Origin of the sequence: Mangrovibacter phragmitis (assembly GCF_001655675.1) — a bacterium.
GTDB lineage: Bacteria > Pseudomonadota > Gammaproteobacteria > Enterobacterales > Enterobacteriaceae > Mangrovibacter > Mangrovibacter phragmitis.
The window spans coordinates 123,072-135,746 of the sequence record NZ_LYRP01000050.1; the positions used below are offsets into that span (position 1 = coordinate 123,072).

Sequence of the window (12,675 nt, forward strand, 5' to 3'; positions counted from 1 at the left end):
AAGTTAGAGAATTTGACGCACTTCGCTAAGCGTAGTGGTGCCATAAGTACCTAAATCGAGCAAATTACCGCTGCTGCTACTGGTGATACCGTTCACCAACGCATACTGAAGTGGTTGAGCTGTCAATTGCGTAGAGCCATTGGCAGCAGTAACGGTGACATTGTAAGAGCCATCTGCAACCGTTGAACCATCTGTAGTCGTACCGTCCCATGAGAATGTGTGGACACCCGCACTCAGTGCACCAAGGTTAATGGTTTGCACCACTTTGCCGGTACTGTCGGTAATCGTGGCAGTGGTTGCCGTTGATGCCTGTTCCAGTTCCACACCAAAAGGCGTGGTTGTACCACTGCCCGCCAGTACTGTAGAACCCGTCACCATGACACCATGGCCGATAAGTGATGACGCCTGCAATTGCTGGCTGTCATTAATCTGTCCGGAGATAGATCCCAGTGTGGTATTGAGTTTTTCAATACCGCTGAGCGTGCTTATCTGTGCCAACTGAGAAGTCAGTTGGCTATTGTCCATCGGGTTGGTCGGATCCTGGTTTTTCATCTGCGCAACGAGCAGCGTCAAAAACTGGTTTTGCAAATCATCTGCACTGCTCGCCGTCAAACTGTTTGATGCGGATGACGAACTGGTTGCCGAACTGGACGCCAGCGCACTGCTGGTATCATTAACACTGACTGAAACAGACATTGTTTCCTCCTTTATTGACCAAGTGTCAGTGTTTTCAACATCATGCTTTTCACTGTGTTGAGCACTTCAACGTTAGCCTGATAACTACGCGATGCAGACATGGTGTTAACCATTTCTCCCACAACATCCACATTCGGCATCCGCACATAACCGTTGGTATCCGCCAGCGGATTGCCTGGCTGGTAAACCATCTTGAACGGGTCCTTGCTTTCCACGACCCCGGCGACCTTTACTCCACCAGTAGCCGCACCAACCGGTGCATCAACCTGGAAGACTACCTGTTTAGCTCGATAAGGTTGCCCGTCCGGCCCTGCGACACTGTCGGCATTCGCAAGGTTACTGGCTGCAACGTTCAAACGAGCAGACTCTGCTGACATCGCTGAACCTGCAATATCGAAAATATTAAGCAGCGCCATCGGTTACCCCTGTTGTTGCAATACAGACATCATGCTTTTGATTTGCCCGGTAAGAGCGGTGATGTCCATTTGGTATTTCAGGCTATTGTCAGCAAAAGCAGTTCGCTCGCGGTTCATATCCACAGTATTGCCATCTGCTGCTGGCTGGTCTGGAATCCGGTACATCAAATCCACTGAAGGCGATGACGATGTCTCGGCAGCAATATGTCGTGAAGATGTCAGCGTCAGGGGAAGTCCCCCTTCCGCCGCCCTGCCGCGATCCATGACCTTTTTCAGTTCACTGGAAAAATCGATGTCACGGGCCTGATAACCCGGAGTATCGGCATTGGCGATATTTCCGGCGAGAATTTCCTGGCGCTGAGCCCGCAGGTTGAGTGCTTCCTGCCCAAAGCGCAGTGCAGCATCCAGTTTATCGAGCATGTTTCCTCCGCGCAGACGATGAGTTATAGCCGACAGCTTAATTCTCCTTGCGCGCGCTTTATCGACGGAATAAACGCAAAATGCTTCGCTATTTGTCGCCTTGAAATACTTTGCTTACAGGTAGAATCCTTAACATCCCTAACTGGAGGTGCTTATGTTTTCCCGAATACTCAGCACTGTTGCGGTGCTTATCACTGTGCTACCGCTGACCTGCCTTGCGGGTGAACTTGATTCCCAAATGGAGGCGTTTTTTCAACAACGCCTGACAGGAGTCAGTGATAATGTGAAGGTGAAAATCAATTCGCCCCAGTCGCAATTACCTCAGTGCGCTAACCCTGAATTCCGTTTGCCAACTAACGGCCGCTTTTGGGGTAACCTGAGCGTAATGATGCGTTGCGGTAACCAGCAGCGTTATGTGCTGGTTACTGTCCAGGCAAGTGGAAACTATGTGGTGGCAAGCCAGGTTTTAGAACGCGGTACACCGGTCACAACGGGTAATGTTGAGCTAAAATATGGTCGTCTTGACCTGCTGCCTCCGAATACCCTGTTTTCTGTAGACGATGCGCTCAATGCCATTACCCTGCGAAATGTTGCGGCCGGACAGCCTATTATGCGCAGCATGCTGCGCGTTCAGTGGCGGGTAAAAGCAGGTCAAAAAGTGCAAGTTATCGCCGCGGGACAAGGGTTTAGCGTGAACAGTGAAGGCAAGGCATTAAACAATGCTGCAGTCACGCAAAATGCCCGGGTCAGAATGTCGTCTGGCCAGGTGGTCAGTGGGACTGTCGACAGTGATGGGAATATTCTTATTAATCTATAATCCCTTAAAGATTCTGTTCAGGCTGCCGATAAATTTAGCAACGAAACGAGATGACAGGTATCGCCCGGCGCGACCACCACTGAGGACACAGATATGAGCATTGAGCGCACATCACCACTTAAGCCCGTGAGCACTGTGCAAACACGCGAAAGCAGTGACACAACTTCGGCGAAAGTTCGCCTGAACAAAACTGGCTCTGAGACCAGTAGCACCGTGACCCTGAGTGACGCTCAGGCCAAACTGATGCAACCGGGTTCCAGTGACATCAACATGGAACGTGTTGAAGCAATCAAAACGGCCATCAAAAATGGCGAACTGAAAATGGACACCGGTAAAATCGCCGATGCGCTGATTCAGGATGCGAAAAGCTATTTAAAAGAGTAATACTGCCATGAGCCGCCTGTTAGAACTGATGGATAAAATGACTTCAGTGCTGAATGACCTTAAACGTGTTCTGGACGCAGAGCAGGCACAGCTCTCTGCGGGTTTTGTCAATGGTGTGGCGTTACAGCGCATCACTGAAGAAAAAAGCTCGTTACTCGCAACCCTCGACTACCTTGAACAGTTACGGCGAATGGAGCAACACCCTCACCATGCTGCAGCCAATGATGACCCGGTGGAATTGCGCTGGCAGACAATCAAGAAGAAAACCCGTTATCTGAACGACCTGAATACTCACAACGGTTGGTTACTTGAGGGCCAGTTGGAGCGAAATAAAGAGGCGCTGGAAGTGTTGCGCCCACACCAGGAACCCGGGTTATATGGCTCAGACGGGCAAACGGCAGCACCTAACCGCAGCGGTAAAAAATTTAGCGTCTGATTAAACCCCCTGGCTACAGGGGGCTCGTCCTTTCAAACCTTTCCCCTTGCTATAATGTCCTGCGAATGAATTCTTTTATCCTGAATCCCAGAACCAGCAAAGTGGCAAAGTAAGCCACAACCCCAGCCACAACCACTGCCACCAGGCGCAGCAGGCGATCAGGCATGCCCCCCAAATGCCACGCGGGCATGACTGACATCACGCCCACCAACACCACCGCCATAACCAATACCGCACACACCAGGCGGAACAGAAACAACCGCCATCCTGGTTCGGGTGTAAAAATCGCTTTCTTGCGTAACTGCCAGTACAACAGCCCGGCGTTCAGACAGGCAGCCAGCCCGATAGACAACGACAAGCCAGCATGTTTAAGCGGGCCAATAAACGCCAGGTTCATGACCTGAGTCATAATGAGTGTGACAATAGCTATTTTGACGGGTGTTTTGATATCCTGGCGGGAATAAAACCCTGGAGCCAGCACCTTCACGACGATTAACCCCATAAGGCCAACGGAATACGCAATCAGCGCCCGCTGAGTCATCTGCGCATCAAACGCCGTGAACTTCCCGTACTGGAACAGCGACACGGTCAACGGTTTAGACAGCAACCCCAGGGCTACAGCACTGGGCAAGGCCAGCAGAAAACACAGTCGCAACCCCCAGTCCATCAGGCGGTTATATTCCTCATGATTCCCACTGGAAAAACTTTTCGACAGCGATGGCAACAGAATAGTCCCCAGAGCCACACCCAGTACGCCAGAAGGGAACTCCATCAGACGGTCGGCGTAGTACATCCAGGAAACTGAACCGGACACCAGAAATGACGCGAAAATAGTATTAATGATGAGCGATATCTGGCTGACGGAAACCCCGAGAATAGCGGGCCCCATCTGGCGCAAAACACGAATCGCCCCTTCATTTTTAAAACTGATACGCGGCAATACCAGCATGCCGATTTTGCGCAAATGCGGTAATTGATAAAACAACTGCAACACCCCGCCCACAGTAACCGCCCAGGCCAGAGCCAGCACAGGAGGGTGGAAATGAGGTGCGGCAAACAGCGCGAAACTTATCATACTGACATTGAGCAATGTCGGTGCAAACGCCGGAACCGAAAACCGATTCCAGGTATTGAGAATGGCCCCCACCAGCGATGCCAGTGAGATAAGCAGAATATAGGGAAAGGTTATCCGCAGCAGTTGTGAAGTCAGTGCGAATTTGTCCGCTGTATCAGCAAAACCCGGTGCGGTAACCATAATCACCCAGGGTGCCGCCAGCATCCCAACAACAGTAACCAGTGCCAGTGCCAGCGTCAGTAAGCCAGATACATAGGCAACAAATACGCGTGTGGCCTCTTCTCCCTCTTTACTTTTGTATTCAGCAAGAATGGGAACAAAAGCCTGAGAAAAAGCTCCTTCAGCAAAAATGCGCCGCAACAAATTGGGAAGTTTAAATGCGACAAAGAAAGCATCTGTCGCCATCCCTGCGCCAAAAACCCGGGCTACGATGGCATCACGGGCAAACCCGAGAACACGGGAAAACATCGTCATCGAACTGACCGCGGCCAGCGATTTTAACAAGTTCATTACAGTACGGTTTCCACAAAAACAACAACGCCTGCAATGCAGGCGCCAGACTGATGACAAAATTTTTGATGTTACTGAGCAACGTCAGGGTTACCCACTAACCAACAGAACATGCCACCACAGAGTCAATACGCACAATTTTTATTTAATGCCAGCAGCTGTGCATTGCGTTACTTGCCAGTAAGCCCCTCAGATAGCACATAGCAACAAAGCGGCTTAGTCTACCTGAGAGGAAATACAAAAAACCAGCCACAGAGCGTTACAGGACATAACCACCAGGCTATTCACTTATCGCTTCCCGCCACAATCTTTCAACAATACGCTGTGCCAGCAAGGCCTGTTCACCCGATGTTAGCGGCGGAGTCTGGTTTTCCACACTGGAAATAAAGTGCTGCACACAGCCAAAAAACCCGCGTTGTTCAAGGGTTGATTGCCAACCAGGTACAGGCACAGATACCACACCCTGCCCACATTCCTGAATCCATTCACGCATTTCTTTGACCCAGAACAAACCACCATCCGTCACAGCCTGAATAGTTTCAGCCTGGCTTCCTGCCCGGCGATGCATACTGGTTGTAATCAGGGCCTGTTGCACAGAAAAATGGTGCTCGGCATACAGCATTTCACCTTGCTCACTGGTTTGAATTCGCCCACTGATTACCTTTCCTTCACCGCCCGCAAGCCAGAGTGCTGTGTCCACTACATGCAGGTAGTCATCCAGCAAAGTAAAATGCAGGTCATGAGGCCCAACGCTATCTGCACGGTGCTTTTCCATACGCAGTGAAGCCAGATTATCTGTAATGCGTGACTTCAGTGTCTGGTAATGGGGTGCAAAACGCCGGTTAAAACCGACCATCAGTGCACACTGTTTCTGGCGGGCCAGGGAGACCAGTTTCTCAGCATCACTGAGCGTCACAGCAAGGGGTTTATCCACACAGACATGCACCCCAGCCCGGAGTGCTGCACTGACGACATCATAATGGCTGTGGGTTGCGGTATGGACAAACAGGGCATCACAACCGGCCAGCACGTCAGCCAGGCTCGCAGCACAAGGTATTCGCCAGGCCTGGCAAACACGCTGAGCTTTCTCCTGACCAGGAGACCAGGCTCCGGTTATTTGCCAACCTTGTTCATGTGCCAACACTGGCAACCAGGCTTTCTGGGCTATATTGCCAAGACCGGCGATCCCTACCCGTAATTTGCCCATTATAACCCCGCCGCTTCAAGACGTGCTTTTAACGCCGCCAGTTCGTCTTCCAGCGCAGCAACACGTTGCACCAGGCTACCCGAGTCCATTTCGTTTTCACTACTTATGGGCACCACAACCGGCTCACTCCCATCACCAAACAAATGTTGGTAGCGATGCTCACGCTTGCCAGGTTCACGAGGCAGTTTCACCACCATCGGGCCATCCTCACGGCTGACCAGCACTTCCAGTGCTTGTTCAACTTCCTGCATATCCGCAAAATCATGCATACGTGCGGCGCGCATTCGCAATTCACCTGGTGTTTGTGGGCCACGGAGTAACAAGGTTGCCAGCAAAGCTACCTGAGCTTCGGAAAGTTTTAATTGCCCAAACTCCGAATTACAAAAACGCTGCTCATATTTGGTCACCCGGTTTCCAAAACCACTTTGTGGGCTGACATGATGGCGGCGGACCAGTTCATCAACCACAGACTGAACATCTGCATCACTTAGCGACATCACCGGTTCACGGTTAGTTTTCTGATTGCACCCGGTGACAATAGCGTTGAGCGACAATGGATATTGTTCTGGCGTAGTCACTTGCTTTTCCAGTAAGACGCCAATCACGCGAGCTTCTTCTGGGGAAAATTGATGTTTCATGCTCTCTCCTTTTAGCGCCCGAGAGTCCAGTCTTTAGTGGTCAGGGCGGTAAGAACGTGATCCTGCCATTGGCCATCGATTAATAAATAATTTTTGGCGTAACCTTCTTTTTCAAACCCCAGACGCGCCAGTAAATTACCACTGCGACTATTATGCGGCATGTAATTCGCCATAATCCGGTGAATATTCTGAGTCCGTTGCATATAGCGCACCGCGCTGGTCAGCGCCTCAAACATCAATCCCTTGCCCTGCCATTTTTCCCCTAACGAATACCCCAGGTAACAGGCATGAAAAGCACCACGCACCACATTGGAAAAATTCGCGACTCCACAGATTTCTTTTTCATCCGGATCCAGTAACGCAAAATAATACGCGCCCCCTTGTTTATGCAGCTCATTAATCATACTTAACCGGGCTTGCCAGCCTGAAGGATAACAATGGCTTTCATCGCGTATGGGCTCCCAGGGCTTAAGGAACACTCGATTTTGCGCATAATATTCTGCCAACCGGAACGCATCTCTGTCATACACCAGCCGTACAACCAGCCGGTCTGTGGTCAGCCTGACCTTAGGTACATTGCTACGATAGCCAAACATCTCCCCGCTCCTGTTTCAGGGCTTCCTGTGCCAAAATTCCCTGTCGTAAACCTCACTCGTATACTGATGACGAGTATAGTGCAGAGCATCATAATAAAAAGTGTGTTGTACTGCCCGTAAAGAACAAGGCACTTTTTTGATTTTATTCACAAATGAGAGTTATCGCAGCCAATAAAAATATCTTTGCGGCTCTCTGGGCAAAAACAGAGAAATCAGCGATGATAAGTTTCTTATCTTTCATTCCCCTGGAGGGGAAATGGCGCGCGTCAGGCAGGCAAGGAATCTGGGGAAAGCATTCCTTCTTCTCGACAATATGCTGGTAGTTCTTGGCTTCTTTGTCGTTTTCCCACTTATCTCTATTCATTTTGTTGACCAGCTTGGCTGGGCTGCTTTGTTGGTTGGCATAGCTCTGGGTCTGCGTCAGCTTATTCAGCAAGGTCTGGGGATCTTTGGTGGCGCTTTTGCTGACCGCTTTGGCGCCCGGCCGATGATTGTCACTGGCATGCTGATGCGTGCGGCTGGTTTTGCCGCCATGGCTGTCGCTCACGAACCCTGGGTATTGTGGGTATCCTGCCTGTTGTCAGGTTTGGGGGGAACACTGTTTGACCCGCCACGCTCGGCTCTGGTGGTTAAACTGATTCGCCCGACGCAACGGGGGCGTTTTTTTTCTATTCTGATGATGCAGGACAGCGCTGGTGCGGTCATTGGCGCCATGCTGGGCAGTTGGTTACTGCAATACGATTTTCGTCTGGTATGCTGGAGCGGTGCCGTACTCTTTATTTTGTGTGCCGGGTGTAATGCATTTTTGCTACCTCGTTATAAGCTATCCACTACCCGGACTCCATTGCGCGCTGGCATGCAACGTGTCATGAATGACCGCCGTTTTGTGACATATGTTCTGACACTTGCTGGCTACTACATGTTGGGTGTTCAGGTGATGCTGATGCTACCGGTGATGGTCAACGATATTGCGGGTACGCCTGCGGCGGTGAAATGGATGTATGCCATTGAAGCCTGCCTGTCACTGACGCTTCTGTACCCCATCGCCCGCTGGACTGAGAAGCGCTTTCGCCTTGAACAACGCCTGATGGCTGGCTTGCTGATTATGAGCTTCAGCTTGCTGCCCATCGGTCTGGTGGAGAATTTGCACCAACTGCTACTCCTTATCTGCCTGTTTTATCTCGGTTCAATTATTGCAGAGCCTGCAAGGGAAACCTTAAGTGCATCTCTGGCAGACCCGCGAGCCCGTGGCAGTTATATGGGTTTCAGCCGGCTGGGGCTGGCTTTTGGTGGCGCGCTTGGTTATGCCGGTGGCGGCTGGCTGCTCGATACAGGCAAAGCACTGCATCTCCCGACATTGCCCTGGCTGGTTCTGGCTTTTATCGGTATAGCCACGTTTGCCGGGCTATGGTGGCAATTCAGCCCGGTTGCATCACGTCAACGAGGAATAGCCCCCAACCCATAACATTGCTCTGCAGAGTATCTGTAAAGTGTAAAACATGACCTGTCAGCTTATTTCGGGTTATTCTTCTGGCCTGCCAGAGCAAATTATTTGATGCTGGTTATGTCAGCCAACTGGCTTATGAAGAAAGTTGAGGGTACAGGATGAAGAAAGTGTTCTTAGGTATGGTGGTGTTTTGTACATATTTACTGGTTGCCTGCAACCAACTGACACAATACACCATCACTGAACAGGAAGTTAACCAGGCACTGGCGAAACATGACCAGTATAATAAAACCATTGGGTTACCTGGTGTTGCTGACGCACATATTGTGTTGTCTAACCTGCAAACACAAATTGGCCGTGAAGAACCCGGTAAAGTGAAGCTCACCGGCGATGCCGATATCAAACTGACATCCATTTTTGGCAATCAACAGGCGTTAATGAAACTCACTCTGAAAGCAACACCTTCGTTTAATGCAGAACAGGGCGCCATTTACCTGAAAGACCTTGAAGTCACAGATACCGATGTACAGCCGCAAAAAATGCAAACAGTATTGCAAACCCTGAACCCTTACCTGAATGATTCACTTCGCGCCTGGTTCGCAACACACCCGGCGTATATTCTGAAAGACGATCGCAGTAACGGTGAAAAACTGGCGAAAAAATACGCCAAAGGTATTGAAGTGAAGCCGGGTGAAATTGTCATTCCTCTGCTGTAATACCGTTCTTCTGCCCGCACATACTGGCGGGCCAGTAAATATGTACAGAAAAAGGTGCAAACGTAAACGTTTCCGCTTATCCTTTGTGCCCGGCTGAAGCCCACGAATATGTGTCTGACTTTCCCAACGCCGGAGCACTTCATGACTACACCCCAGGTATTAACTATCCGCCGCCCAGATGACTGGCACCTCCACTTACGTGATGGCGACATGTTACGCACTGTTGTGCCTTATACCAGCGCCGTCTACCGCCGTGCGATTGTTATGCCAAACCTGGTGCCACCGGTGACCACAGTAGAAGCCGCACTGGCATACCGCCAGCGTATTCTCGATGCCGTCCCCGACGACCATCAGTTTGAACCGCTGATGACCTGCTACCTGACTGACAGCCTGGATCCTGACGAACTGGAGAAAGGCTTTGTTCAGGGCGTATTCACGGCGGCAAAACTGTACCCTGCCAATGCAACCACCAATTCAAGTCATGGTGTCAGCAGTATTGATGCGATTAATCCGGTGCTTGCCCGCATGGAAAAAATCGGTATGCCTTTGCTGGTGCATGGTGAGGTAACTCACGCAGAGATTGATATTTTCGACAGAGAAGCCCGCTTTATTGAAACGGTGATGGAACCGTTGCGCCAACGTTTTCCGGCATTACGCGTAGTCTTTGAACATATCACCACTAAAGAAGCCGCCCAGTATGTGCGCGAGGGTAATTCACTACTGGCGGCCACCATCACCCCACAACACCTGATGTTCAACCGTAACCACATGTTGGTTGGTGGTGTCCGCCCACATTTCTATTGTCTGCCGATTCTCAAGCGTAACGTGCACCAGGCCGCGCTGCGTGAGTTGGTTGCCAGCGGCTGTGACCGGGTATTTTTAGGCACAGACTCTGCGCCACATGGCAGGCACCGTAAAGAAGCCAGCTGTGGTTGTGCCGGTTGTTTTAATGCACCTTCTGCGCTGGCCATCTACGCGACGGTATTCGAAGAAATGAATGCTATGCAGCACTTCGAGGCATTTTGTTCACTCAACGGCCCACGTTTTTACGGCCTGCCAATAAACGAAGACCAGCTAACACTGGTGCGCCGTGAAGAAGTAATGCCGGAAGAAATTTCACTGGAAAGCGATACGTTGGTACCTTTTCTCGCCGGGGAAGTTCTTAACTGGAGTATTAAGCCCTGATTAATTGACTTGCCCCTTTGATAATATTACTGTATATATACACAGTATATTTACAGGGGGGTTTGTTATGCGTATTGAAATTACTCTGGCGAAAAGCTCGCCACTGCCACCCGGTGCTATTGAAGCACTGACCAATGAATTATCCCGTCGAATTACCGCACAGTTTCCAGAACAACCTGGGAATGTATCTGTACGTTATGCCGGAGCCAATCAGCTCTCTGTCTTTGGTGGTACCAAAGAAGATAAAGACCGTATTAGCGAGATTTTACAGGAAACCTGGGAGAGTGCAGACGACTGGTTCAGCGGAGAATAACACTGTCAATTTTCCATTTTGCTATTTTTGCCGGGCACGCCGTCCGGCTTTTTTCGTCTTTATCTGAGCTATTATCGGCAGGAATCCGTTTTCTCCAGCGTAAATGGCGATTAATTGTGCTACAACACTAAATTATTGTAAAAAAAGTTTAGTTCTCAGTTAATCACTCCCATCAAAATTTATTTATTGGTATACTTACCCTTGCTTCACATATAAACACGCATTAAACCTCGAACGTCGTCGCCGTAGTTACGTATAAGGGGGTTATGATGGAAAAAAATAACGATGTGATCCAGACTCATCCCCTCGTTGGGTGGGATATCAGTACTGTAGACAGTTACGACGCACTAATGCTGCGCTTACACTATCTGACAGCAAATCATCAAGATCCTGAAGAGACTGAAGTTGGTCAGACCTTATGGCTAACGACAGATGTTGCCCGGCAATTTATTTCCATTCTCGAAGCCGGTATTGCAAAAATTGAATCAAATGATTACCAGGAAAACGATTACCGTAAGCATTAATCAATTGTTAACTGTAAACAAAAGGCATCCAGTGTGATGCCTTTTTCATATTTCCCGGGTTGTTTGTCACGCGATTGTTAATTACCCTGCTATATATCCACTCTGCCTTTATCACCTGTTTTTTGCAGGGGTATTAATTTTGGAGAATTTTGTGACCCACTACGATTTCATCGTTGTTGGCAGCGGTTCCGTTGGCTCGGCTGCAGGTTGTTATGCCCGGCTGGCGGGGTTATCCGTCTTAATGATTGATAGTGCTATTCCGCCTCATGAACAGGGTAGCCATCATGGTGACACCCGGCTTATTCGCCACGCTTATGGTGAAGGAGAGAAATATGTTCCGCTGATCTTGCGGGCACAAACCTTGTGGGATGCGCTGCAACAACACACTGAACTACCGTTGTTTCAACGTACCGGCGTTATCAATGTCGGTCCTGAACGCTCCGAATTCCTGGCTAACATGCGCCACAGTGCACAACGCTGGTCCATTCCGTTAGAAAGTATGACGGCATCAGATATAGCTCAGCGCTGGCCTGCTTTGCGAATTCCCGATGACTATGAAGCATTATTTGAACCCAATGCTGGTGTACTCAAAAGCGAAAACGCGGTAGCGACATGGGTGAAACTCGCAAGAGACGCAGGATGTGCACAACTATTTAACTGTGCGGTTAGCGCAATACATTACCAGGATGGCAACATTCAGGTGGATACCGCTGATGGCAGCTTTACAGCAGGCCGCCTGCTGGTCAGTGCCGGAACCTGGGTAACCCGGTTGATTCCATCTCTGCCAGTCAGCCCGGTGCGCAAAGTATTTGGCTGGTTCCAGGCCGACGGCCGCTACAGTGCTGATAACGGCTTTCCCGCTTTTACCGGCGAACTGCCCGATGGTAACCAGTTTTATGGTTTTCCAGCCACTGACAACGCACTAAAAATTGGTAAGCATAACGGCGGACAACCCATTACAGCCCCGGAAGAGCGCACTCCCTTTGGCAGTGAAGCAGGCGATGGCTCTGAGTGCTTTGCATTTTTACGCCAGTTTCTGCCAGGGATTGGTGGCTGCCTGTATGGTGCGTCATGTACTTACGACAATTCGCCGGATGAAGACTTTATCATTGATACTCTGCCAGAAAACCCGGATGTCATGGTCGTGACAGGGCTGAGCGGCCATGGCTTTAAATTTGCGCCAGTGTTAGGGGAAATTGCCAGCCTGTTTGCTCAGGGGAAAAGCAGCACATTTGATTTAAGCCCTTTTCGCCTCAACAGGTTTAAGGCAGAAGAAGAAAGATAGCGCTTCAGAT

General features: G+C 50.1%; 16 protein-coding genes. 9 read left to right on the forward strand and 7 right to left on the reverse strand.

Features of this window, described 5'->3' with window-relative positions; genetic code table 11:
* Nucleotides 1-3 precede the first annotated feature (3 nt).
* The 3 genes from flgD to flgB are packed head-to-tail and all read right to left on the reverse strand — an operon-like array spanning nt 4 to nt 1,532.
* Nucleotides 4-696: a flagellar hook assembly protein FlgD gene (gene flgD / locus A9B99_RS22740; RefSeq protein WP_064601378.1), complete on the reverse strand. Its 693-nt coding sequence runs from the start codon at nt 694-696 to the stop codon at nt 4-6.
* 11 nt (nt 697-707) lie between these two features.
* Entirely contained in the window at nt 708-1,112 is a 405-nt protein-coding gene (gene flgC / locus A9B99_RS22745) for a flagellar basal body rod protein FlgC (protein ID WP_064601379.1), read from the reverse strand.
* A gap of 3 nt (nt 1,113-1,115) precedes the next feature.
* On the reverse strand, nt 1,116-1,532 hold the full coding sequence (gene flgB, locus A9B99_RS22750) for a flagellar basal body rod protein FlgB (protein WP_064601380.1): 417 nt from the start codon (nt 1,530-1,532) through the stop codon (nt 1,116-1,118).
* 154 nt (nt 1,533-1,686) lie between these two features.
* Here flgB and flgA point away from each other — a divergent pair, with 154 nt between their 5' ends.
* The 3 genes from flgA (at nt 1,687) to flgN (ending at nt 3,169) form a co-directional block, all read left to right on the forward strand.
* On the forward strand, nt 1,687-2,349 hold the full coding sequence (gene flgA, locus A9B99_RS22755; RefSeq protein ID WP_064601381.1) for a flagellar basal body P-ring formation chaperone FlgA: 663 nt from the start codon (nt 1,687-1,689) through the stop codon (nt 2,347-2,349).
* Between the two features lie 93 nt (nt 2,350-2,442).
* The gene (gene flgM, locus A9B99_RS22760; protein WP_064601382.1) at nt 2,443-2,733 is read left to right on the forward strand and encodes a flagellar biosynthesis anti-sigma factor FlgM; all 291 of its coding nucleotides are present in this window, start codon (nt 2,443-2,445) and stop codon (nt 2,731-2,733) included.
* Between the two features lie 7 nt (nt 2,734-2,740).
* The gene (flgN, locus tag A9B99_RS22765) at nt 2,741-3,169 is read left to right on the forward strand and encodes a flagella biosynthesis chaperone FlgN (RefSeq protein ID WP_064601383.1); all 429 of its coding nucleotides are present in this window, start codon (nt 2,741-2,743) and stop codon (nt 3,167-3,169) included.
* A gap of 49 nt (nt 3,170-3,218) precedes the next feature.
* On the opposite strand, the gene murJ is transcribed toward flgN, so the two are convergent.
* From murJ to rimJ, 4 genes are all read right to left on the reverse strand, one after another.
* Nucleotides 3,219-4,754 (reverse strand): murein biosynthesis integral membrane protein MurJ, encoded by a 1,536-nt coding sequence (murJ, locus tag A9B99_RS22770; protein WP_064601384.1) that lies wholly within the window; start codon nt 4,752-4,754, stop codon nt 3,219-3,221.
* A gap of 280 nt (nt 4,755-5,034) precedes the next feature.
* Entirely contained in the window at nt 5,035-5,961 is a 927-nt protein-coding gene (locus A9B99_RS22775) for a Gfo/Idh/MocA family protein (RefSeq protein ID WP_064601385.1), read from the reverse strand.
* Nucleotides 5,961-6,599 carry a DUF480 domain-containing protein gene (locus A9B99_RS22780; protein WP_064601386.1) on the reverse strand — a complete coding sequence of 213 codons (639 nt, stop codon included), beginning with the start codon at nt 6,597-6,599 and terminating at the stop codon, nt 5,961-5,963. The genes A9B99_RS22775 and A9B99_RS22780 overlap by 1 nt, the downstream gene beginning before the upstream one ends.
* 11 nt (nt 6,600-6,610) lie before the next feature.
* Complete coding sequence (rimJ, locus tag A9B99_RS22785; protein ID WP_064601387.1) at nt 6,611-7,195, reverse strand: ribosomal protein S5-alanine N-acetyltransferase; 585 nt, start codon at nt 7,193-7,195, stop codon at nt 6,611-6,613.
* Nucleotides 7,196-7,451: 256 nt separating this feature from the next.
* Here rimJ and mdtH point away from each other — a divergent pair, with 256 nt between their 5' ends.
* The 6 genes from mdtH to solA all read left to right on the forward strand — a co-directional run bounded on the left by mdtH (nt 7,452) and on the right by solA (nt 12,665).
* Complete coding sequence (mdtH, locus tag A9B99_RS22790) at nt 7,452-8,660, forward strand: multidrug efflux MFS transporter MdtH (protein WP_064601388.1); 1,209 nt, start codon at nt 7,452-7,454, stop codon at nt 8,658-8,660.
* Nucleotides 8,661-8,800: 140 nt separating this feature from the next.
* Nucleotides 8,801-9,358, forward strand: a complete 558-nt coding sequence (locus A9B99_RS22795; RefSeq protein WP_064601389.1) for a lipoprotein — start codon at nt 8,801-8,803, stop codon at nt 9,356-9,358.
* A 141-nt stretch (nt 9,359-9,499) separates the two neighbouring features.
* Complete coding sequence (gene pyrC / locus A9B99_RS22800; protein ID WP_064601390.1) at nt 9,500-10,543, forward strand: dihydroorotase; 1,044 nt, start codon at nt 9,500-9,502, stop codon at nt 10,541-10,543.
* 67 nt (nt 10,544-10,610) lie between these two features.
* A complete protein-coding gene (gene dinI / locus A9B99_RS22805; RefSeq protein WP_064601391.1) occupies nt 10,611-10,856 on the forward strand; it encodes a DNA damage-inducible protein I in 246 nt (81 codons plus the stop codon).
* Nucleotides 10,857-11,125: 269 nt separating this feature from the next.
* Nucleotides 11,126-11,380: a biofilm formation regulator BssS gene (bssS, locus tag A9B99_RS22810; protein WP_036108130.1), complete on the forward strand. Its 255-nt coding sequence runs from the start codon at nt 11,126-11,128 to the stop codon at nt 11,378-11,380.
* Between the two features lie 139 nt (nt 11,381-11,519).
* Complete coding sequence (gene solA, locus A9B99_RS22815; protein WP_231889240.1) at nt 11,520-12,665, forward strand: N-methyl-L-tryptophan oxidase; 1,146 nt, start codon at nt 11,520-11,522, stop codon at nt 12,663-12,665.
* The last annotated feature ends 10 nt before the right edge of the window (nt 12,666-12,675 follow it).

Excerpts from the sequence above, each read along its gene's own strand:
- A9B99_RS22780 (WP_064601386.1), bottom strand. The coding sequence starts at position 6,599 with ATGAAACATCAATTTTCCCCAGAAGAAGCTCGCGTGATTGGCGTCTTA.
- mdtH (WP_064601388.1), top strand. The coding sequence starts at position 7,452 with ATGGCGCGCGTCAGGCAGGCAAGGAATCTGGGGAAAGCATTCCTTCTT.
- dinI (WP_064601391.1), top strand. The coding sequence starts at position 10,611 with ATGCGTATTGAAATTACTCTGGCGAAAAGCTCGCCACTGCCACCCGGT.
- bssS (WP_036108130.1), top strand. The coding sequence starts at position 11,126 with ATGGAAAAAAATAACGATGTGATCCAGACTCATCCCCTCGTTGGGTGG.
- flgM (WP_064601382.1), top strand. The coding sequence starts at position 2,443 with ATGAGCATTGAGCGCACATCACCACTTAAGCCCGTGAGCACTGTGCAA.
- flgD (WP_064601378.1), bottom strand. The coding sequence starts at position 696 with ATGTCTGTTTCAGTCAGTGTTAATGATACCAGCAGTGCGCTGGCGTCC.
- A9B99_RS22795 (WP_064601389.1), top strand. The coding sequence starts at position 8,801 with ATGAAGAAAGTGTTCTTAGGTATGGTGGTGTTTTGTACATATTTACTG.
- murJ (WP_064601384.1), bottom strand. The coding sequence starts at position 4,754 with ATGAACTTGTTAAAATCGCTGGCCGCGGTCAGTTCGATGACGATGTTT.
- flgA (WP_064601381.1), top strand. The coding sequence starts at position 1,687 with ATGTTTTCCCGAATACTCAGCACTGTTGCGGTGCTTATCACTGTGCTA.
- rimJ (WP_064601387.1), bottom strand. The coding sequence starts at position 7,195 with ATGTTTGGCTATCGTAGCAATGTACCTAAGGTCAGGCTGACCACAGAC.
- pyrC (WP_064601390.1), top strand. The coding sequence starts at position 9,500 with ATGACTACACCCCAGGTATTAACTATCCGCCGCCCAGATGACTGGCAC.
- A9B99_RS22775 (WP_064601385.1), bottom strand. The coding sequence starts at position 5,961 with ATGGGCAAATTACGGGTAGGGATCGCCGGTCTTGGCAATATAGCCCAG.
- flgC (WP_064601379.1), bottom strand. The coding sequence starts at position 1,112 with ATGGCGCTGCTTAATATTTTCGATATTGCAGGTTCAGCGATGTCAGCA.
- flgB (WP_064601380.1), bottom strand. The coding sequence starts at position 1,532 with ATGCTCGATAAACTGGATGCTGCACTGCGCTTTGGGCAGGAAGCACTC.
- flgN (WP_064601383.1), top strand. The coding sequence starts at position 2,741 with ATGAGCCGCCTGTTAGAACTGATGGATAAAATGACTTCAGTGCTGAAT.